16 protein-coding genes and 1 pseudogene are annotated in these 23220 nt (G+C 50.6%); 13 read left to right on the top strand and 4 right to left on the bottom strand.

What is annotated here, in order from left to right:
• Positions 1–244 precede the first annotated feature (244 nt).
• Together P2W70_RS34460 and P2W70_RS17920 are read right to left on the bottom strand one after the other, a co-directional pair.
• A pseudogene (locus tag P2W70_RS34460) lies at positions 245–439 on the bottom strand (hypothetical protein); the annotation flags it as partial.
• Positions 440–458: 19 nt separating this feature from the next.
• Complete coding sequence (locus P2W70_RS17920) at positions 459–761, bottom strand: hypothetical protein (protein ID WP_276482878.1); 303 nt, start codon at positions 759–761, stop codon at positions 459–461.
• A 6-nt stretch (positions 762–767) separates the two neighbouring features.
• Between P2W70_RS17920 and P2W70_RS17915 the strand changes: the two genes are divergently transcribed.
• From P2W70_RS17915 to P2W70_RS17895, 5 genes are all read left to right on the top strand, one after another.
• Positions 768–3512: an RHS repeat protein gene (locus P2W70_RS17915; RefSeq protein ID WP_276482877.1), complete on the top strand. Its 2745-nt coding sequence runs from the start codon at positions 768–770 to the stop codon at positions 3510–3512.
• Complete coding sequence (locus P2W70_RS17910; protein WP_276482876.1) at positions 3509–4045, top strand: hypothetical protein; 537 nt, start codon at positions 3509–3511, stop codon at positions 4043–4045. Before P2W70_RS17915 ends, P2W70_RS17910 begins: the two co-directional genes overlap by 4 nt.
• 481 nt (positions 4046–4526) lie before the next feature.
• Positions 4527–5327: a HEPN domain-containing protein gene (locus P2W70_RS17905; protein ID WP_276482875.1), complete on the top strand. Its 801-nt coding sequence runs from the start codon at positions 4527–4529 to the stop codon at positions 5325–5327.
• A gap of 1437 nt (positions 5328–6764) precedes the next feature.
• A complete protein-coding gene (locus P2W70_RS17900) occupies positions 6765–9662 on the top strand; it encodes a T9SS type A sorting domain-containing protein (protein WP_276482874.1) in 2898 nt (965 codons plus the stop codon).
• A gap of 173 nt (positions 9663–9835) precedes the next feature.
• Complete coding sequence (locus P2W70_RS17895; RefSeq protein WP_276482873.1) at positions 9836–11050, top strand: MFS transporter; 1215 nt, start codon at positions 9836–9838, stop codon at positions 11048–11050.
• Between the two features lie 92 nt (positions 11051–11142).
• Here the strand turns inward: P2W70_RS17895 and P2W70_RS17890 are convergent, their stop codons facing one another.
• On the bottom strand, positions 11143–12789 hold the full coding sequence (locus P2W70_RS17890) for a tetratricopeptide repeat protein (RefSeq protein WP_276482872.1): 1647 nt from the start codon (positions 12787–12789) through the stop codon (positions 11143–11145).
• Positions 12790–13002: 213 nt separating this feature from the next.
• Here P2W70_RS17890 and P2W70_RS17885 point away from each other — a divergent pair, with 213 nt between their 5' ends.
• From P2W70_RS17885 to P2W70_RS17855, 7 genes are all read left to right on the top strand, one after another.
• Complete coding sequence (locus P2W70_RS17885) at positions 13003–13692, top strand: response regulator transcription factor (RefSeq protein ID WP_276482871.1); 690 nt, start codon at positions 13003–13005, stop codon at positions 13690–13692.
• 4 nt (positions 13693–13696) lie between these two features.
• Complete coding sequence (locus tag P2W70_RS17880) at positions 13697–15076, top strand: HAMP domain-containing sensor histidine kinase (protein ID WP_276482870.1); 1380 nt, start codon at positions 13697–13699, stop codon at positions 15074–15076.
• 71 nt (positions 15077–15147) lie between these two features.
• Positions 15148–15372, top strand: a complete 225-nt coding sequence (locus P2W70_RS17875; protein WP_276482869.1) for a hypothetical protein — start codon at positions 15148–15150, stop codon at positions 15370–15372.
• 48 nt (positions 15373–15420) lie between these two features.
• A complete protein-coding gene (locus P2W70_RS17870; RefSeq protein ID WP_276482868.1) occupies positions 15421–16236 on the top strand; it encodes a universal stress protein in 816 nt (271 codons plus the stop codon).
• An 80-nt stretch (positions 16237–16316) separates the two neighbouring features.
• Positions 16317–17450 (top strand): mechanosensitive ion channel family protein, encoded by a 1134-nt coding sequence (locus P2W70_RS17865; RefSeq protein WP_276482867.1) that lies wholly within the window; start codon positions 16317–16319, stop codon positions 17448–17450.
• Between the two features lie 18 nt (positions 17451–17468).
• Positions 17469–17729 (top strand): hypothetical protein, encoded by a 261-nt coding sequence (locus P2W70_RS17860; protein WP_276482866.1) that lies wholly within the window; start codon positions 17469–17471, stop codon positions 17727–17729.
• A gap of 67 nt (positions 17730–17796) precedes the next feature.
• Positions 17797–18066, top strand: a complete 270-nt coding sequence (locus tag P2W70_RS17855; protein WP_276482865.1) for a hypothetical protein — start codon at positions 17797–17799, stop codon at positions 18064–18066.
• Between the two features lie 51 nt (positions 18067–18117).
• Here P2W70_RS17855 and P2W70_RS17850 read toward each other — a convergent pair whose 3' ends face one another.
• Positions 18118–20511 (bottom strand): ABC transporter permease, encoded by a 2394-nt coding sequence (locus P2W70_RS17850; protein WP_276482864.1) that lies wholly within the window; start codon positions 20509–20511, stop codon positions 18118–18120.
• 182 nt (positions 20512–20693) lie between these two features.
• Between P2W70_RS17850 and P2W70_RS17845 the strand changes: the two genes are divergently transcribed.
• Positions 20694–23210: a carboxylesterase family protein gene (locus P2W70_RS17845; RefSeq protein WP_276482863.1), complete on the top strand. Its 2517-nt coding sequence runs from the start codon at positions 20694–20696 to the stop codon at positions 23208–23210.
• Positions 23211–23220 lie beyond the last annotated feature (10 nt).

The raw sequence follows: 23220 nt of genomic DNA, 5'->3' as shown, positions 1-23220 counted from the left end.
GATAGTTAAGTATAAGTTGACTTTTGCTGTTTTATCAAAGCGGCTCTTAGCTTGGGATTTGTGCTGCTTGAATTGAATATTTCACTATACTTGTGTTTTGGCCGAAGAACTTCAGGGAAGTAACCATAGTTTGTCAAATGTATTTTGTAGTATAATTATTCCTTCAGTATAAGGTGACTTTAATATGGTTCAAATCTGTTTGTGAAATCTAATCGTATTGATGCTATAGACCATTTTTGTATGCTTATTTGTAATAGACAGTATTCAATATGACTATCCGGGTATTCTTTCTCTTATCGAAGGGGCGCCCCATTTCTGGGTACTGCCTAAGATTGAATATTATTTTTGTAGTCTGCGCTATCAGGTTTCTGATCTCTTTTTCCGTCCAATTAGCTTGAAGATACGCTCTGATATTATCAAAAGATTGCTGTGCCAGCTCAGTCCAGGAAACTGTTCAATTACTTCTTCTGGCATTTCTTGTACTTATTCATCACCTGATCATGTTCTGTGACTTTGCCGGCCTTCATTTGGGCCAATGATTTGTCGATGATGCCGCTGGCAACCGCATTACGAAACCGCACCGCAAGCAGGTAACCACGACAGTCTATAACGAAGCATTTGATTTCTTTGGAGTAGCTGCAGACAATGTGGTGGCGCAACAAAACCTGCGCAACCGGGTGAGTTATGTGAGCTATGCGGATGTGCCAGGCATGGTGCTGAATATTTTCGATCATGCCAGTATCTATAGCTACGATATCCATGGCAATGTGGATACTTTGCTCCAGGACTATGGCCGGTCAGACATGCGGCCCAACCTGATGAACAAAAATGGCAACCGCTGGAAGAAAATCGTGTATGAATATGACCTGATCAGTGGCAAGGTCAATCAGGTGAAATACCAGCCTAAGTTTGTAGACCAGTGGACACACCGCTATTTCTACGATGCCGAGAACAGACTGACAGAGGTGCAAACCAGTAGTGATGGGTTTACTTGGGATAGGGAAGCGAAATACGAGTACTACCTGCATGGTCCATTGGCCAGAACGACGATTGGACAGGAACAAGTACAAGGTATTGACTATGCCTACACCCTCCAAGGGTGGCTGAAGGGCGTGAATAGCGCTAGTTACCTGCATGATATGGGAGGCGATTCGAAGGATGGCGCAGCCAACCAATATGTGGCCAGAGATGCCATGAGCTTCTCGCTCAACTATTTTGATGGAGAGTACAAGCCGATTGCGCCCGGCGTAACGCCGTTTCCCAGTTACCGCGGTGCGGGTACACCTATGCCCGACAGTGCCTACCGCCCCTTGTACAATGGCAATATCAGTAGTGCGCTGTACAATATCCGGAAGTTTGAATTGAACAACCAGAGTCCATTCTTCTACAATTACCGGTACGATCAGTTGAACCGGTATGTGGGTCAGGACAAGTACGCGAATTTTGATGTTGCTACAAATAGTTATGGTGCGTGGGGTTACGGTCCCAGTTTCCGGGAACGGGTGAGCTATGACGCTAATGGAAACATCCAGCGCTACCTGCGCCATAGTCTCAGTGATCTTGATTATTGGCCGATGGATAGCCTGTCTTATAAGTATTATGCTGGTACCAATCAGTTGCAACGAGTCATTGACAATGTGCCGAAAGACCGGTTTGGTAGCCAGACTTACGACAAGGTGTACGATATCGATAATCAGGATAGTGTATTCAATTACAAGTATGATTCCATCGGTAACCTGATCGAAGACAAGTCGGAGAAGATCACAAGCATCAAATGGAATGTATATGGTAAGATCACGGAGATCAAGCGAAATCCATCAATTACCGATCAGAACACGACTTTCTGGACCAAGTACCGGTACGATGTGCAGGGTAACAGGATTGCGAAAATGTATTTGTGGTATGATAAGGAGGATAGACCCTATATCAATCTGCCGCCGGGTTATCAGCTCAATTTTACCTGGTATGTAAGGGATGCACAGGGTAATCTGTTGACCACCTATAGCACCACTTCCAGAGATACCACTACAAAAGATAGTCTCTCCAGGCTTCTTTTACAACAGGAGGACATACACTTGTATGGCAGTAGTCGCCTGGGTATGTTCAGGCCAGATAGCCGGAATATTGATGATACCACATCCAATTCCAAGGGGCCGGGGCTATTATTCCCCTATTATGGTACAGTCCATTACCGTGGTGCCAAGCAGTACGAACTGGCCAATCACCTGGGTAATGTGCTGACCACAATCAGCGATCGAAGAATTCACGTATATTCTGGTGCTACATTGCCGGCTGATCCAACAATTCCGCTTGTTGCCTATTATGAGGCTGAAAAGCTCGCGGCGTATGACTATTATCCGTTTGGGATGGTAGCCAGGATGAATGATAATAGTGGTAAGTACAGGTTCGGATTTAATGGTAAGGAGAATGACAATGAGGTTAAGGGAGGTATAGGTAGTCAGCAGGATTATGGATTTAGAGTGTATGATCCGAGGATTGGAAAGTTTTTGAGTGTGGACCCGTTGACAAAAAGTTATCCGGAGTTGACGCCTTATCAGTTCGCTTCAAACAGCCCAATTGCAGGGGTTGATTTAGACGGATTGGAGTTTTCACTCAAAACCCTCGCGAAAATAAAGAAAGCTGGGGAGGCACTCTTGGGAGCGACGAAGGCAACATCCAAGGCTTTTCTTCATGGTACTTCCAATGGCGTAGCAAATGCAAATTCGTTTGGTCTTACCGACCACGCACCAGAATGGTCAGGCTTGAATACCAATAATTTAAATAGTTACAGTGGCACCGAAAAGGTCACATATTTAGTTGGTAGAGCATTTGGAGCTATGTTGGTTATAGATCAAGCTGGATCTGAAATGGGAGTAGGCGGAGGTATGGCCGCAAGTGGAGTTGGTATTATCGGTGGTGCAGCTGTGGGAGGACACGGTTTAGCTGTGGGGGCCGCAGCAACTTATGATTTAAGTTGGGTTCTTGCTCAGTTGTTAACATTAAACATTAATCTTACAGATAATGTGGGCAGCAGTAGTACAAATGACGGAACAGATGGTTCTGCCAGTTCAGCACATAATAATAATAGCGGTTCTTCGACTTCTAGTACAGGCAGCGGTGGGCAAAAAAATGCTTCAAGCATACCTGGAAGAGTACAGTCCCGAATAAACTTAGCGAACGGAACTACTCGAACAACTCCTACAAAATTAACTGGAGGACTAAGTGAAGCAGGTTGGGAACACGTTGTAAAAGGTCACTTTGATAGGGCTCTAGCAAATTCTCGGTCGGTTTTCACAATTTCACAGGATGCACTAAAGAAGATTTTACAAAGCAGCAAAGTCGTATCTTCACCTGTGACTCCTCTTAAGGGAGGTCAATTCTTAAGGACAGTGGATACGGGAGAAATAGTTGGAAACGCCGCTTTGAAACAAGGTGGACAACCAACAACTTGGCTTCAAGTAATAACAGATAGAGCAGGAAATTTAATGACAACTTATCCCGTTCGTCGATGAACAAAGAAGAATTAGAATATTTAAGATCCTGGGATACTCTTAAGGAAACAATTTACCTAAAGAGATACTATCTAACGCCAGACCTTATCTATAATATGTGCTTTAATTGGGGCAAGACAATCAATATTGCGAGGTCTCCAAGCATTAGAAAGTTGTATACTGAGTATTTTACTTATTTTGAAAATTTTAAAATTGAAGAGTATGATTTTAAGGTTAGGTGGTATTCATTAGAGGATATTGTCGAATTTGATATTCCTAGGGGGCGTATTGATGACCTAAAAATATTAGCTGCTGTGTGTAGAGGGATTCTATGGGAGATATTAGTTTTTAAAACTAATATCCCATGCAAAATTTGTGACGAAGATTTACGATCTCTTATTGACAAAGAGAATAAGCTATACCTTTGCTGTGATAAATGCAATTACGCTGAGTTTATTAATGGTGAACCGATTCAAGAAATTGAACGGCAACTTTTCCCTATTACACCCGGAATTCAAACGCTTTATCAATTAAAGCCTTCTAATGTAATATAATAAAAGGTAGTTCGATGATGTGGTAATTACCAAACGAGAAGTGTACAATTGGAAGTATTCTGCGAAATGATTAGATATGTAAAGGAGTTGATTAAAAGTCAACTCCTTTGCGTTTTGGGCGTGTTCTTAGTAAGGCATAGTGCTTTTATGATGGTATCGGTTGGCCAAGAAGCATGTCTATATTGCGTTTCATAATCTATATTGTGCCGATTGGAGCATAGGGTACAAAATAACTATTGAAGCAGTACTTTATCAGAAAGGGATTTTATAAAGGCGACCCAAAATTATCGCTTGAACAGCTGTATGAAACGCTAGCAAGAGGTTTGTTAGACTGAATTATGCTCTCTGCCTGGTAAAGTATGATGTCGATACCTCGTGGTAGAATATTATTAAACACTAACAGTTTTAGATCGGTGAAGCGAGCAAGATTTGGTGCTTTTTACCTACAGCATAGAAGGCTATGCGTCGAACATAAATCTTTTTGCGAAGGTCCGTAATGATCTGTTACTGTATAGGGCCGGGAATCTATTGCTACGGTAGGTGGGTGCAGGAGCGCGGTACGGGGGAGGGAAGGTTGTATGAGTATGTGAGCGACTACGATATCCTGGTGATCACCAGAAGCGGCGATATGCGGCGGGATTACGAAGTGCAGGATATTATCGAGAACAGATGCGTGTACAAAACACCGGTAAACGCGATCGCCCATGAGATCGGCTTTGTCAATAAGATGCTCAGCGAAGGCCAGTACTTCTTTAGCGATATCGAGCAGGAGGTGATACTATTGTTCGATGCTGGTAGCACTGCGCTTGCCGAGCGCAAGCCGCTAAGTCCTGCCGAGGCAAAAGCAATCGCTCAGCAGTATTATGAACAGTGGTTCGAGGGGGCTAAAGAGTTTTTAATAGATGCTCAAAATGCCCATGCACGCAATAGCTTGAAAAATGGCGCCTTCTACCTATACCAGGCCGCCGAACGCACCTACAATGCCGTCATCCTCGTAGAAACCGGCTACAAACCCAAGACGCATAACCTGGATAAATTAAAGCGCTATAGTAAGCGGTTTTCGGAACAACTGGACAGCGTTTTCCCGGACAACACCCCGGCAGAAAAGCACCTATTTGACCTGCTGAAGCGCGGCTACGTAGATGCCCGCTACAAAGACAACTACCAGATTGCCCCGGCGGAACTAAGCACCCTAATAGATCGCGTAGAAAAGCTACAAGTAGTAGCGGGGCCGTTGTGCTTACAAAAGATCGCCTCCTTTGACCAGCTCACTACACCATAGCTCCGCGGACATTTCGGACAATTCGGACAATTTGACCAGTTCCGGACAGCCTCTATTTTCTCAATCGAACAAGTAGCCCGATCTTTGTATCCTGGCAATAAGGAGAACATTCAGGTGTTTTACCCGCCAATTAAGTTTTTTCAGTACAAAACAAGGGTATCAAACAGCAGGATATTGCATGGATATTGTATGGATATAGCATAGATACTCCCAGGATAGTGTATGATAATAGCGTTCTCAACCAAATCAGCCGTTTTTCGCGCAAAAACAGCCCTGCCAACTATTGAGTGGCCATCCTGGTCTTCGTTAAAATGATTTCTACTGAAGAGGGAGTATAGGAATCGCCACTACCAGCCACCGCAATAATCTCCTCCGCTCATCGTTATTTACCCGGCGCTCCCCTCATGCGCACAGCCCTATGAAACCCTTTAAATACCTGCTGGGTCTATTGATCATTCTCCAATTGGCCGATTGCGGCTCATCAGCATCATTAACACCATCCTCCACAAAGCCACCCGTCAATAACAAAACTCCGCGCGGACATTTCGGACAAAACGGCCCTAAACGGTCATGAAAGTTTATTCGATGGCGTACGTCCATTGAGTTTTATTCATGTGCCTATCACCGGCCATTATTTGCCGAAGTAAAGCCATGGATCAGGCAGGGCTCTGCCTTCCTTAAACCGTAATTACTTGCTTAGGTTCTGTATCAATATCGTTCAGCTGGGAAAACTAATGTGATGGCCGCATCCACCCGATGGGCCTTTTTTTTATCGATACCTGAAGCATTGATGCAGCAATAAAATTTACCGACTCGGTAGTTTATTTGCCGTATTATTTATAGGAGGTTGCTGCGGCTTTACCCGCTCGCCCGGATGAAAGGTTTACATCGCTCTTTAAAGCCTGTCAACCGGCCAATATAAATTTTACCCGAGTCGGCAAACCTCGGTAGAAATCCCTTCCTGTTTGCCCCAGTTTTGTGTTATCAAACTTGATGTATATGATAACAGCTACCAACATACCTACTGTCAACCTTCGTGCGATCATGCCGACGCTGACTGACAACGGCCCGTTGCTGGCCTGGATACTGCCTACACATGGCCTACACCCCTTAGTGAAATGGCCTTCCTGTCAGAGAGCGTTCAGGCAATGTGTAGAGCATGTGCAGGCAATGGATAGGCTGTGTGAAGTCCAGGATCGATTCGGGTATTATTGCAATAGCGATGGCATGCCAGGCAATCCAGCAGAGAAAATATATAATTCACATGCATCATCTATATTTGTGTCAGCTCCTTATTCTTTTCCATCCTTTCATAGCGTTCCCGTAACAGGTCATCCTTTTCTTTTGTGGCGAACCAAAGGTTCACGCCGGTTAGCATGCATGCCTTTGCCACGCCATAAGCCATGGCTCTTGGAAAGTAACCAATGTCACCAACATATGAAAGCAAGTCCGCTGTGTCGTCTTATCGGTAAACGCTGCCGGCGGTCCGTCAGCCTCTTTGCCTTGCTGTTCGTTCTGTTCAGTATGCCCGTAAAAGCCCAGATCAACGTGGCGCTGGGCAGGCCGGTAACATCTTCAAGTATCGTCGCAGCAACACCCGCTGCCAACCTCACCGATGGCAATGCCACTACCGTAGCCGGCACCGCCAACGCCATCGCCAATCCGGGTACTGAATGGTTCCAGATTGACCTGGGCACTGAATCCATTATCGAAAACATCCGTATCACCGCCAATCCCTCCAACCACAACCGTGGCCGCCGTTTCCTGATCATGACCTGGCGGGATGCACTCGGCCCCGGAAGTCTCGGCGATAATCCTGCTTCTTATGTCGGTAATGCGCTTACCGTTTCCAGGTACAACCGGCTGATCTATACTGCCCCAGGCTCGGTCACGACAAGCGCCGTGTTTGGTGGCACCATACCTGGCGCAGCGGGTGCTACCCTGGGCCCCGATTATACCGCTCGTACCTTCAATGTGGGCATTCATCCGGCCCGGTATGTGCGCATTATGGCGCTGAACGATGAGCCGCTGGAACTGGCGGAGATCGAAGTGTTTCGCAGCAGCATCGTACCGCAACGTGGATTCTCCAATGGTAATTTTGAACAAGGCTACGCCGGCGCAGCCAATACCAATTCCAACATCCACGAAGCAGCCGTGAATGGATGGAGTACGTCGGAAGCCGTTGCTATGTTCAGCAATACAGCTCCTTTCAACGATCCCAGCAACGGAAGCTTCATGGAGTTTTGGTCCAATAACTTTTTAGGGGTGGCGGCTAACCAGGGTACCTATTTTGTAGAGTTGAATGCTTATACCAATGGATCGCTAAGCCAACAGCCTATTTGCGTGTTGCCGGGCGAGTCCTTCACCTGGTCATTTGCCCACCGTGGCCGCGACGGGGTCGATGTGATGCGCATGGTCATCAACGGCACCGACGTAGCCGAGTTTACCGACGGCAATACCGCCGGCTCTACCCATACCAGTAACGTATTGCAGCCTGCCACAACAACAGTCACTACACAAGTGCCCGAGGCCGCCGGCTGGACACAATACACCGGCACCTGGACCAATACCACCGGTGCACCGCTCACCGTCATCTTTTCTTTCCGCGCCGTCAGTACCTCCACAGGCAATGTATCGGTAGGCAACCTGATGGATGATGTATCACTCGTACCGCTGTCGGCCCTGGTAACGTTGAGCGCTGCAGCCAGCTTCGGCCCGGAAAGTATTCCGACGGCCAACCTGCCCCGGCTGCTCGTCAACGGTACGGTAACCCTGCCGGCCACCGTGCAGGTCAATATTACCGGGGGTACTGCCACTCGGGGTGTCGATTATACGACAACGCCGGCAGCAGGGCCACTCGTCGTGACCATCCCCGCAGGTGTTTACGATGGTACAGCGGCCACGGGCATCAGCCTGGCCCCTTACCTGCAAATTGTAACGGATGGCCTGGCCGAGCCGGCAGAAACGATCCTGCTGCAGCTACAGGCGCCCGTAGGCGTGGCCATACCTGTTACCGGTGGCTGTGTGACCGGTACCACGGCCAATACCTACACCATCGCCGATGCTGCAGATATCACGGGCAATGTGTTCAACGATGCCAATGGTGCTGTCAATAGCCTCATCGATGGGGTGGCCTATACGGGACTGCAATTGTATGTTAATGTGGTAGACGTCAACGGACTGATCGTGGCGACCACAACCGTCAATACGGTTAGTGGTGCTTATGCCGTTACCGGAATCGTAGCAGGCGATTATTCCGTTCAACTCAGTACCAACCTCGGCACCATCGGTCAACAAGCACCGTTGGTGGTGCTGCCTGCCGGATGGGTATACACGGGGGAAGGAAGTGCCGGCGCCGGCGACGCCTTGCCGGACGGCCATTTCTCCGTAAGTATAACGGGAGTCAACGCAACGGTCAATTTTGGTGTGGAGCGTCCACCCGTCGCCACAACAGCCAACCCCACCATACCTACGCAAGGATTGAATGTGCGCCTCACACTCGACGGGGCAGGCGGTAATCCCCCTGCCCCCGCAGCTACCGATGCCGAGGATGGACCATTGGGTACAGGCGCTACCATCGTGATCAACCAACTACCCACCAATACGATCCTATACTACAACAATGTGGCCGTAACGGCCGGGCAGGTTATAACCGGTTTCAATCCCGCTTTGTTGCAGGTAGCATTTGGTATACCGGCGGCCACCGCTTACAGTACTTCTTTTTCGTTCAGTTACCACGATGCTGCCGGCATGACGTCTCTGCCTGTCACCTATACCCTGAATTGGTTGGCTGCCTTGCCGGTTACCTTTACACAGGTTTTGGCCGAACTGCAGCAGGCGGATGTACTGGTGAGCTGGCAAACGGCCCAGGAGGTAGGCAACGACCGCTTCGAAGTGGAATACTCTACAGACGGCATCAGCTTTACTATGATTGGTTCAGTGAAAGGGAGTGGTGTCACCCCGGCGCCTGGCAACTACCAGTTCCGCCACGCGGGAGCCGCACTGCTCAACGCAAAGACCTTGTACTACCGGCTGAAACAAGTCGACCTGGATGGACAATCGGCTTACAGCAAAACGGCCAGGGTAGGTTTGCAAGCGGTCGATGCTGTCCGGTTGGTGCCCAACCCGGTGAGGCGTGGTAGTCAGCTCGTGGTTACTGGTAAAGCGTTGCAGGAGATTGCTATTTTCAATCTGGCGGGCAAGCGCGTATGGCACAGCCGGTACAACGGCAGCCAATCCAGCGTCACCGTGCCTACCACGCAATTACTGCCGGGAAGCTATCTCGTATACGTCAACAAAGCACAGCTGGTGGGTAGGGTCGTAGTGGTAGAATAACATTGACTTAAACATGGTTCATGCATAGTTGGGACTGTCCGCAAGGGTGGTCCCTTTTTTATCGGCAACAGGAACGCTGCGCGATTTGTCCCAATCGCCCCGTTTGATTGTCTGATTAGCCCCGCCCGCAGGAACCAGCCAGCCCGTAGATTTGTGCACCTTAACGTTTGACTATGACCATGGCCGTGGCTTCCAGACAAAAAATGAGATCGGGTGAATTCATCGCCCTGTCCGCCTGTACCATGATGCTGACCGCGCTCGGTATCGATATCATGTTACCCGCCTTCGCCGCAGTACGGCAACATTTTGGTTTGCCGCCACAGTCTACAGCTACGGCACAGATCATCACCTTTTTCTTTATGGGGCAGGTGGCCCAGCTACTCTTTGGCATCCTGAGCGACCGGTATGGTCGCCTGCCGATCCTGCGAATCGGGTTTCCGTTGTACATCATTGGGGGTGTGGCAGCCACCTTTGCACCCAGTATGCCGGTGATGTTTGCAGCGCGGTTCCTGGCCGGCATAGGTGCTTCCGCCGTATTTACTACCACCATTGCCGGTGTGCGTGATCGATTCGTCGGCGATCAGATGGCCCGCACCATGTCGCTCATCCTGACGATCTTCCTCTTTACACCCATCTATGCGCCGTTTCTCGGCATCGCCATCCTGTCTGTCGCTTCCTGGCAGTGGGTGTTCATTACGCCGCCGCTGTTTGCGGTGGTGGTGTTTGTGTGGTCTTTGCGGCTGGAAGAGTCCCTGGACCCGCAAAATCGGCTTTCGCTGAATTGGAAGAATGTAGGGCAGGGGATCCGGAAAGTGCTGGCCAACCGCGTTTTCCTGCGGTATACGACGATCACCACCCTGCTGTTTACGGCCCTGAGCGCTTATGTGTCAAGTTCGGAGCGGATCATTGGCGAGATCTATGGACGGCCGACACTGTTTGCCTGGGTCTTTGCCGGCATCGGATTAATGATGTCGGTAGCTACGCTGACCAATGCCCGGCTATCGATCCGTTACGGCGCTAAGAAAACCGTGAGGTGGCTATTGCTGTTGTACACGAGTGTGGCAGCCTTATTCTTCGTCTGCACCCTGGTGGCCGGCGATCCGCCTCCCATGTTCATCTTCTTTGTGGCAGTAGCACTCATTCTTGGCATCAACCTCGCCATCGAGCCCAATAGCAGCGCCCTGGCTATGGAGCCCCTGGGTGACCTGGCCGGCATGGCATCCTCCGTTTACGGCACGCTGTTCTTCTTTGTAGGCTCCGCCCTGGGTTCCTTCATCAGCGGCGCGATGGTACACGGCATCTGGCCCCTCGTGATCGCCTTTTTCGTGATTGGCGTGATTTGTGTGGGGCTGGCGTGGGGTGATCGAGATCACGCTAACCTTCGATAGCGCACATAAAAATGCCGGAGGCTTGACAACCCCCGGCGTGCAAGAAATCAACAGTCAAGAAAAAACTGGCTTGGATAAACCAGAAACCTATTTTATTTATTAGTGGAATTGTCTTTGTCTTTACTATCTAGACTAAGCTTTTTCTCAAGGATGGTGATATAATTCGCCGCATCCTTATTGGCCGGATCGATCTCCAGCACCTTCTGCAAATGCTCGATGGCTTCGGCATAATCCTTCTCCTGGTTGGTTTCATACGCGGCAATATAACCGTAGCTCTCTACCAGCCACTTCTTCGTAGTAGCGGTCGCATTGGCACTGTCTTTCTCCAGCATCGCCACCAGCGTTTCATAATGCGGGATCGCCAATCCTTTCTCCATCGCCGAATCCTTCATTGAATTGGCCCGGGCACGCCAGTAATAACCAAAGCTCTGCTCCGGATACTTGGCGATATAAGCGCCAAACACCGTATCCGCCTCATGGTACTGCTGTGCCTTCACATGGGCAATACCCCAGTTGAACAAATCGAGGTTGGTGGCCCTTTCATTACCCGCATAATACTTGCCCAACCAGATCGCCTCGTTGGCAGGATCTTTCCGCTCCTTGTACAGGTCGGCCAATTGGCGGTAGTAGGCATACAAAGCCGCCGAGTCGGTGACTTTGGTCACCGCCGTTTGGTAAAACACCAGCGCCGAATCTTCCATACCGGGCGTAGCATTGTACAGGTTGGCCATCAGTTCATAATCCTTAATGGCAATCGCACTATCGTGCGCGGTACCGAAATAAGTTTTCATCGACGTCAAGGCACTGGCCGTATCTGTAGAACCCGCATAGCTATACGCCAGCAGCTTGTGCAGGCGCGGCATCGCATCGGGTGGGAGGGAAGCGAGTGTTGACTTCGCCATGGCAATGGCCGAGTCATACTTTTTATTGATGTACAACAGGTCGATCAACTGGAAGTGATTGTCGGCACTGAAATCACTCACCGCCAGGTATTGACGGAAATAATCCAACGCCTTTGCTCCATCCTTGAAATAAGCATCGTAATACAGCTCGTAGAGCGCCGGTGCATACAGGGGATCGGCCGCTAAGGTCTTATTGAAATAGTCTGTATAGCTCTCTGCATTCTTCTGCGCCACGAAGATCTTGCCCATCTGGAACAGCGCTTCAGCATTCTTGCCTTCTTCATTCAAGGCCGCCTGGTAAGCGCGGTACGCTTCCGTACCATTGGCCAGCTTGCGGTAAGCATTACCCCGCACCACATTGAAGGCAGGTGACTCGATGTCCTTTTTACCACCCTGGTTGAGCACCAGCAGCGCCGCATTGGCATCGCCGTTCTTTTCGCTTACATACGCATTGGCTACGGCCAGCAAAATAGCCGCATCTTTTTTACGACCATCACCAATCGCCTGGTCAAACAGCGCCTTGGCTTCATCCCCCTTGTTCTGCGCCAGCAGAAGCTGTCCGGCCGCTACCTTGTAAATAGCTTGTTCCTTGACAGTGGCAGGCGCCAGTTGCAGTGTATCTGCCAGCGGCTGCACCTGCTTCAGGGGCAGGTAGGCTTGTGATAATTGATACCAGGCTTCCGCATTGTTCGCCTCTGATTTTAATACACCGTGTAGCGCTGATTTCGCACTTTCATACCGTTCGTGGTAGATAAACTGTTTGGCGTCGGGCAAACTTTGAGCCGTCAGCGCCGCCGACACACAAAGTCCACCGATCAGTAAGTAAGTCTTTTTCATGAGTTCGCTATTGTGGCCCACAACTTAGCCCCGGCGAATTAGTGACCTATTAGTCTCTCATTAGAAAAATATTAGAATTAAACCCGGCACTGCCGTAAAACCCTGTATCCCAGTGGCTCAGCAGGCCCCGAAAGGGCCCTCCCCGGCCCGGCCCGCAATCGGGTTCCCGTTTTTGACCGTACCTTAGTATTGTAAAAAGAGTTGTCGAAGCCTATGGAAGAAAGAAAAATACTGATCGTAGAAGACGAACACAAGATCGCAGACACGCTGAAAAGCGGCCTTGCAGAAAACGGTTACCACGTAGAAGTGGCTTATGACGGCAAGATTGGCGAACGATTGTTCCTGGCCCACGATTTCAACCTCGTGATCCTCGACATCAACCTGCCCGGCATCAATGGCTACGATCTCTGTAAGATCATCCGTGCCCGCAACGCCCACGTACCCGTCATCATGCTAACCTCCCTCGGCCGGCTCAATGATAAGATGGAAGGGTATGATGCCGGGGCCGATGATTACCTCGTGAAGCCCTTCGAGTTTAAAGAACTCCTGCTCAAGATACGGGTGTTGCTGAAGCGTACCATGAACCAGCAATTGCCCGTCGGCAATGTGCTGAGCGCTGCCGACCTCACCATGGACCTCGATAAAAAAGAGGTGATCCGGGCCGGCAATAACATTACCCTCACCATGAAGGAGTTTCAGTTGCTCGAATACCTGTTGCGCAACAAGAACCGCGTGGTGTCGCGTGCCGACATCGCCGTCAACGTGTGGGAGATCGACTTCGATACCAATACCAATGTGATCGATGTATACATCAATTACCTGCGCAACAAGATCGACCGCAAATACGACCAGAAACTGATACAGACCCAGGTAGGTATGGGATACATCTTAAAAGAAAGCTAACCCGATGCCCGTAAGACTGCGGATAACCCTCTTGTTTGGAACGATCGTACTGCTCATCCTGGGGCTGGTATGCGGCTCCGTGTACTATTTCTCGCGCGACCAGCGCAAGAAAGATGTGCACCTGCGCCTCGTGAACCGTGCGATTACCCGCGCCCGCCTCCTGGCGCATCCCTCTTATTTCGATGCCGAACAGCTGCGCGTACTCGACTCCTCCACCATGATGGCCCTGCAAGACAAATCCCTGCAAGCCTACAACTACAAAGGGCAAAAGATTTATAGCTACAGCGAAGAACCCGAGGATACTTTATCCGTCGATAGCAGGATACTGGACGATGCCCGGGTGAAAGGGCGTGTGTTTTTCCGCATCGGCAACAAGGAAGCGGTGGCTTATCACCATGTCGACACCAATCTGCGTGTAGTGGTGGTAGCAGCCGCCTACGATGAACTGGGGCTGAACAAGCTGCACCAGTTGCAGAACATCCTTTGGACCTGCTTCATCGGTGGTAGCATCATTGCCTTCCTGGCAGGCTTTGTATTCTCCGGCCGTCTGTTGCAACCCATTAAAAAGATCGCCGACGATATCCAGGAGATCTCAGCACAAGACCTTACCCGCCGCATCAAAGAAGGTCCTTCCAGAGACGAATGGTATTACCTGTCTACAACGATCAATGAACTGCTCAACCGCCTCCAGGAAAGCTTTGACCTGCAACGGCGTTTTATCGCCAACGCTTCGCACGAATTATCTACGCCACTTACCTCCATCTCCAGTCAGCTCGAAGTGTCACTGTCCCGCGATCGCGAAGCCGATAAATACCGTGCCGTGATGGGTAGTGTGTACCAGGATGTACGCCACCTCGGTAAATTGACGCAAACTCTGCTGGAATTTGCCCAGGCTTCCGGCGACCCCGGCGGCATCTCCATTCAGCAAGTGCGTGTAGACGAGATACTACTCGAACTGCCGGCCGAAGTCAATAAGCTCAATCCCGATTACAGCGCTTCGATAGCATTTGGTGAAATGCCCCCGGAAGAAGAAGCGCTGATCGTGATCGGCAATCCCGAACTGCTGTCACTGGCCGTACGCAACATCGTGATTAATGCCTGCAAATACTCCGATGATCACAAAGCGGCTATTCACCTCGATGCAGCCGACCGTAAATTGACGATTACCATTGCCGATAAAGGCATCGGTATTCCCGAATCGGCCATGAAATACATCTTCCAGCCTTTTTACCGCGTAGACCATACCGGGCCCGAAAGTGGCTTTGGCCTGGGCCTCTCCCTGGCACACCGCATCATCAAGATCCACAAAGGCGATATCGAGGTACAATCGAAGCCTGGTGAGGGCTCTGTATTCCGTATTGTACTGCCTGCTGCCCAATTCTAATATAATTCTAATGTCAAACTAAGCACCGCTTAATTCCCGTCAGGCAATTTGCCGTTGTTAAGACAACGGGTATGAAATTCAATTATTCCTTATTCCTGTTCGTGGTCATTATTGGCTTGCTGAGCCTGAGTGGTTGCCTGTTTAAACAAAGCACGCACTACCAGGTCAGGAACAGGGCGTTGATTTTGGAAAACGATTCGCTGATGTCCGAAAACATCGAGCTCAGAAGAGAATTGGAGAAGGCGCAGGTAGAGGTACCCGCCAAACGGAAAAGATCAACAGTAAGGGCAAAATAACAGCAGCATGGTGAACCGATTTATTGTACGAAATCCAGCCTCCTTATCATGAGCGTGATCAGGCAGGTGGTGGTGCCGACTGATTACAGTGAAGCTTCGCTCAACGCATTGGAAAGTGCCGGATTCATCGCCAAACAGAACCATAGTCGCCTGCAGGTGGTACATGTGCAGGAGACCGATGAGTTGTACATGGACAAAGCCCCTTTGCTGATCAACGATCACGTACGCAGTGTGGCCGATGCCATTGCCGGCGGCGTGCAGCAGAAACACGGCATACCGGCCAACGCTGCTGTGCACACAGGCTCGGCTGGCCCCTCTATCGTGAAAACGGCTCTCGACCTGCATGCCGATCTCCTTGTATTGGGCGCCCATGGCGCCTCGGGCATGCGGGAAGGGTTCATAGGGTCCAGTGCATACTACGCCGTGAAATACGCCAACTGCCCCGTGCTCATTGTGCCCGAAGGCAGCAAATGGCCCGGATTCAGCAATATCCTGTTTCCCCTGCGCACCGGCTTTGGCAGCCAAAAGCGATTTGAATTTGTACGCGCACTGGGCAGCGAGCAAGGCGCGAACATCGAGATATTTGGATTGTCCATCGACCGCGATCCAGTAGAAGGCCATGCGCTGGAGCTGCTGCGCAATCGTCTCAACGCAGGCACTAAAAAAGGAGCATTTACCCTGTCGCTGCACCTCAGCGAACACAAACATATATCCCGGGAGATACTCGACCGGGCCGACAGAATGCAGGCTGATCTCATTGTATTATCGCCTGCCGTGGATGTGGTCAACAAACAATTCTTCGTGGGCCCATTTAGCCAGCGCATCCTGCACCAGGCGAAAGTGCCCGTTTTGTACGTGCGTTGATGGCACAATTTTTACCAGTGAGTAGGAGAACGTAAAGGAACGACTACGCTTGCCATTGGGGAACCACAAATTTTGCATGTATGGAACACTTCTGGAGTCAGGTCTTTCTGGGCAACACCCTGAAAGACTGGGCAATAGCCGTAGGTATCATTGTCGTTACTTTAGTGGGGTTGAGGATTGCCCGCAAACTCGTACTCAACCAATTGCGGGCCTGGGCCAAACACACCAATACCACCTTCGACGACTTCATTATCAGCCTGATCGATCGATTCCTGGTCCCGTACCTCTACCTGTTGGGGATCTATTTTGGGGTGCAAACCCTCCAGCTGTCACCCAAGGCAGACCGGGTCGCCGATGTGGTCATCCTATTTATCAGTACCTACTTCATCGTCAGGATGATCGCTTCTACTATTTCTTATTTTATTAATTCATATGTAGGGGCGCATACGGGACAGGATGGCCGCAAAAAACAGGCGCGGGGCATCGTGGTGCTGGTCAATATCCTCATTTGGGTGATCGGTATCCTCTTCCTGGTCGACAACCTGGGGTATAATATCACGACGATCATTACTGGCCTGGGCATCGGTGGTGTAGCCATTGCGCTCGCTACGCAAGCCATTCTCGGCGACCTCTTCAGCTATTTCGTGATATTTTTCGATAAGCCATTCGAGATCGGCGACTTCGTCATCACCGGCGATAAGCTTGGTACTGTGGAGTATGTGGGTATAAAAACCACCCGTATTCGCTCGCTCAGTGGCGAACAATTGATCTTCTCCAATACCGACCTTACCAATTCGCGTGTACACAACTACAAACGCATGGACAAGCGCCGGCTGGTATTCACTTTCCGCATCAGTTATGCTACGCCCATGGATAAGCTAGAGAAGATTCCTGGCATTGTGAAAAAAGCGATCGAAGCACAGCCCGATACCACCTTCGACCGCGCACACCTCTTGTCATTTGGCGACTTCAGCTACAATTTCGAAGTGGTGTATTTCGTCATTAGTCCCGATTACAATATGTATATGGACAGGCAGCAGGCCATCAATTTCGATATGATCAAGACTTTCGAAAAAGAAGGCATCCGCTTTGCTTATCCAACGCAGAACCTGATTATCGGAAACGGTAATGGCAACGGCAGTCCCAAATCGTCCATGGAACAAATGACGCAGGGTGCCCAGCCATTCGAAAACCAAGTCAACAAGCATTCCTGATCACACAAAACCACCTGTATGCAACAAACGCTTACCGAAGTACTCGAACTACGCCAGTACGCCGAAGAAAGAATGGAAGTACATCTCCGCCAATTGGAGGTTGCCGGTCTGGACAATCGTAAAAAAGCCTTCAACGAACACCTGATCCGGTTTATCGATGAGCTCAATGAAAAATGTAAAGCCATCAATGGCGAAGATTGCAACGACGGCCAGGGCCGTTTCAAATCCATGTATGCCCTCATCAACGACTACCAGAACCGTTTCATGGCCCGTTTTTAATCCATTACCATTTTTGATCAGCGATATTCGTTTTACGTAGTACCTTTGGTTTCAATACCTTTTAATTATGGCATTACCTAAGTTCATGATCGCAGACGATCCGGTTACGGATCCAGACAACGAGTACATCTTACACACCCAGGAGCCACGTTTCATTGCGCAGCGGGTGGATGACGACGACGAAAATGCACACATCGATATTGTAGAGGAGATCGACGATGTAGCGGGATTCTTTCAGAACGACCAGGTAGGTCTCCAGGCCCTGCTCGACGAGTTGGGAGATTGGTACGCCGAATACATGGATTGGCTGGAAGAAGAGGAAGGCGAAGAAGAGTAACCCACAAAGAATTAAACCGGCATGGAATCGCTCCATGCCGGTTTTTTTATCTTATTCCGATCGCAGGCTGCGGACGGGGTTGGCAATCGCTGCCTTGATCGCATTGAAGCTGATGGTGCCCAACGCCACCAGGATGACCAGCACGCCCGCCAGGGCAAACATCCACCAGCTCATATGAATGCGGTAAGGATAATTTTCCAGCCATTGATTGGCCACGATCCACGCAGCCGGAATGGCCAGCACCAGCGCGATGGCTACCAGCTTGAGGAAATCGCGGGAGAGGATCGTTACCACATGGCTCACCGAAGCTCCCAGCACTTTACGGATACCAATCTCCTTGGTACGTTTCTCGGCCGATAATACCGACAAGCCAAACAAGCCAATGCAGGATACAAAAATGGTCAGCACGGCGCCAAACAATACAATGTTCTTCCAGCGTGCTTCCGATTCATACTGAGCGCGGTTCTCATCATCTTTGAATTTATACACAAAAGGCGACAGGGGATAGCGCTGTTTCATCATCTGTCCCAGTTGCTCCAGCACGGCCGTTTCTTTGCCAGGCTGTATTCGGATAAAAGCCCGGCCATAGCCATGCGAAGGTTTCATGGTAAACAGTTGCGGTTCGATGATCTTGGTGAGCGATTCATAATGGTAGTCCTTCACCACACCGATGATGGTGTATTTATCCTTGTTGTACCAAAAGTCGACCACCTCCCCAACACCGTCGGCCCAGCCGGCTGATTTAATAAATGCCTCATTCACCACCACTGCCCGGGTAGAGTCGGACGGATAGGCGGCAGAAAAATTACGCCCGCGTAGCAAGTGGATCTTGAGATCCGGGAAATAGTGCTCATCGATGGTTTCATAGGCAAACTTGACCTCCTGGTCACCTTTTACGTGTGCTACAGAAGCCCAGCCACCACTATTCTTCAGAGCGATCGACCCGATACCTGGTATTTTCTTCAACTCATAGGCCAGCACATTAGCCTCGGGCCCTTTGAGGTTGGGTATATCCAACGCCAGCAGATTCCGATCGTCATAACCCAGCTGCCTGTGGGTAAGCAGGTTGAATTGTGCATAGATCGCGATGGTGCCGATGATCAGGAAAGAAGCCAGGGAGAACTGCAATACCACCAGGCTTTTTTGCAGGTAATTCTTGCCGGCCAGCGCAAAGCGGCTGTACAAAGTCTGCACCGGGTTGTACGAAGACAAGACCAGCGAAGGATAGAAGCCTGCCAGTAGGCTGGTGATCAGGAATAATCCGATGTAGCCGGTGATCAGCTGTACATCGAACAGGTAAGAGAGTGCCAGCGATTTATTGGCCAATTGGTTGAACAGGGGTAACACCAATTGTACCAGTCCTACCGCTACGATAAAGGCCACGAGGCATAGGAAAAAAGACTCGCCCAGGAACTGCCAGATGAGCTGGCGGCGTTCACCACCGATCACCTTGCGGATACCGATCTCTTTAGCCCGCTTGATGGAGCGCGCCACCGTCAGGTTCACGAAATTGATACAGGCAATGAGGAGTATGAACAAGGCAATACCCGACAGGATATAAGAATAGGTCGGGTTGCTGGCATCCACCAGCCCGTTGTCGGCCCGGTACTCCGTATTCAAGTGCATACCCAGCAGGGATTGCAGGTTGTAGGTAGTGGTGCCTGTTTCACCGTATTCTTTCGCGACAAAGGCAATGGTTTCTTTGGCTTCGGTCTCATACACCTGTTTCATCTTCGCTTCCACCGTTTTGATGTTCGCGCCGGGTTGCAGCACGACAAACGTGTTGAGGAAGAAATTCATCCAGTTCATGTTCTGCGCTTCGTCTTCTTTCGACACTTTGAGTCGCAGCAACATGTTGAACTTCAGGGACGAGTTTTCCGGTGTTGTCCTGGCTACACCGGTCACGATATAGGGAACGAGGGTTTTGTTTTCTTTGAACAGGATCTGCTTGCCCAGCGCATCGCTGGTGCCGAACTGTCGGATGGCAATGTCTTCCGTAATGACCACCGAATGCGGATCGAGTAAAGCGGTAGCTGGATTGCCGCTCAGCAGCGGAAAGGTGAATACCGAAAAGAAATTGGAATCGACGAAGTGGATCGGTTGCGATTTGATGTCCTGGCCGATCTGGATATCGCGGGTGTAGTTTTGAACGCGGGTAAATGATTTGATCTCCGGGATCTGCGCGGTAAACCGCGGACCCTGGAAGTAACCCGTCCAGCCACCGACGCCGTCCAGCGTGCCGTCGGCTTTGACCCGTTTGTTGCCGATGCGGTAAATGTCGGCAGCCTGCTCATGAAAGCGGTCGTAACTCAACTCATCTTTCACATACAGGATGATCAGCATGCCGCAGGCCAGGCCGATACTCAACCCCAGCACGTTGATCAGGGAGTACACCTTGTTGCGGCGAAAATTCCGGAAAGCGGTTTTGAAATAATTCTTAAACATAAACAGTACGCGTTTGGCTTTATTAATCAAAAATAGTGGCACATTTTACGGCCATGGTTTTCAGGATATTGTAATTGACAAACTTTTATTACTGTTCGGTTTTGATACAGTAGTTGTTCATTTCTAACCATTTAATTCGATAAATTGTAGCTTTTTACTGACTCAATCGACACAGTCCCTGCATGATGAAAAGAACCATTGGAACCCTATTGCTCGTTTGCCCGCTCCTGGCTGCTACGGCAACCCATGCCCAGGAAGTATTTTTCAAAAAAGGATTGATCGCCAACCTGCCCAGCCGCTACGGCCGTGAAGCCGTGTACAGCGATGAGCTGGCTTACCGCCTCTACAGCGGCACGATGAAAACGCCGGTAGAAGGCGATACCATTGGCCGCACCGATCGTGGCCAGGCCATCGTGTGGATGCCCATCGACGCTGACAGTACCAACCGCCTGCGGGTACGGGGTGGTCCCGGAAGGGGAGGCGCACCTGCCGGACCCGGCGTAACCCCCGGCGCCCTGCGCGGTGGGTTAGGAGCCGGTGGTGCCTACATCTACCTCACGTATGAGTCGCCCAAAGCACAAAATGCCTTGCTCAATATCCGTGGCAACAGCGGCGTATTCGTCAATGGTGCCCAGCATACCGGCGATGCCTACAACATGGGCTATCTGTACATTCCCGTGGCACTTAAAAAAGGCCTGAATGAATTCTATGTGCGCGGTGCCAGCGCCGTGGCCAGCCTTACGTTTCCGGAAAAACCGGTATTGCTCAACATCGACGATCCTACCTTGCCCTTTATCGTTCCCGGCCTGCAGGCAGGCGTGCAACAAGGCGCGATCGTGGTGGTCAACAGCACCAGTCAGCCGCTGAAAGGCTTGACCATTACCAGTCAGCTGGCTGGCAAAGAAGCGAAAATTGCCGTGCCGGATATTCCGGCGCTCAGCAGCCGTAAAGTGCCTTTCCACTTCGATGGCAGTGCCATCAACGCCAAAGGCAAATATGCCTGCAACATAATCCTCCTCAACAAAGCACGCATCGTCGATGCGCGACCGGTGATGATCGAAGCCGTGAATGCGGGAGAACAGTACAATACCACCTTCACCAGCGCCATCGATGGCAGCTTACAATATTATTCGGTCACGCCGCAGTCTACCACACCGACCGCCAACAGCGCTTTATTCCTGAGTGTGCACGGCGCCGGCGTGGAAGCCATCAACCAGGCGCGTGCCTATAAACCCAAAGACTGGGGCACCCTCGTGGCAGCTACTAATCGCCGCCCACGTGGCTTCAACTGGGAAGACTGGGGCCGCCTCGATGCACTTGAAGTATTGGGCATCGCCAAACAACGCTTTCAACCCAACCCGCAAAACGTTTACCTCACCGGTCACTCGATGGGGGGCCATGGTACCTGGTTTCTCGGTGTTACCTATCCCGACCTCTGGGCCGCCATAGCGCCCTGCGCCGGTTACCCCACGATGAAAGGGTATGGTTCTGCTGACGGTTTAATCCCCGACAGCAGTGGTAACCCGCTCGAGCAATTGCTGCTTCGTGCCGGTAACCAAAGTGATGTACCGAAACTGGCTACCAACTACAAAGCACACGGCGTATACATTTTCCATGGCGACGACGACAGGACCGTACCGGTGACCTATGCCCGGCAGATGCGGCAACAACTCGGCGGGTTTCATCCCGACATGAGTTATTATGAATACCCTGGTGGCAGCCATTGGTTTGGCGACCACAGTGTAGACTGGAAACCCCTGTTCGATTTCTTCCAGTGGCACCGCCGCCTGCCCGATAGCAGTGCCAATACCATCGACTTCATGACGGCAAGTCCTGGTATATCGGCCAGCTTCCGCTGGGCGACCATCCAGCAACAACAGCAGGCCTTGGCGTATAGCCGCATCCAGCTGCGCAGGGATCGTGCCGCCCGCACCATCACCGGCACCACCGATAATGTACGGTTGCTGACGTTCAACCTCGCCGAATTTGCTCCCGGCACGGCGCTCACCATCACCCTCGATGGCAAGCAGCTCAACTACACGACCCAAGTGTCGCAGGACAGTATCACAATGTTGCATCAGGATAACAACTGGACGATCACCACACATCCCGGCGCCAGGCAGAAGCTGCCACAACGCTATGGAACGTTGAAGGAAGCGTTCAACCACCGCATGGTATTCATCTATGGCACTACCGGCAATCGAGTAGAAAATGCCTGGAGCCTGGAGAAGGCGATCTTCGATGCCGAAACCTGGTACTACCGCGGCAATGGTGCCGTAGATATCATTGCAGACAAAGACTATTCACCGGAAAAATACAAGGACCGTGGCGTGATCCTGTATGGCAACAAGTCGACCAATGGCGCGTATGCTACCTTGCTGGCCGATTGTCCCATCCAGGTGGACCGCAACCAGGTCACGGCTGGCGACAAACGCTGGCAGGGTGATGACCATGGTGCCTATATCGTGTGGCCGTTGAAAAACTCCGCTGTAGCATCGGTAGCCCTGATCGGGGGTACGGGCGTGAAGGGAATGCAGGCAGCATCGGCCAACCAGTATTTTGCCGGTGCCAGTGGATTCCCGGATTTCATGATCTTTAACCTGGAGATGCTGCACAGCGGAGCAGGTAAGCTGGAGATGGCTGGTTTCTATGACCATAGCTGGCAGATCGATGCGAACAATACAAGCTATCAACCATAATCATTACAAC

Source organism: Paraflavitalea pollutisoli (assembly GCF_029360705.1).
GTDB classification, from domain to species: Bacteria; Bacteroidota; Bacteroidia; order Chitinophagales; family Chitinophagaceae; genus Paraflavitalea; species Paraflavitalea pollutisoli.
The sequence above is the reverse complement of the archived record's forward strand: the minus strand, read 5'-3'. Positions and strand labels throughout refer to the sequence as shown.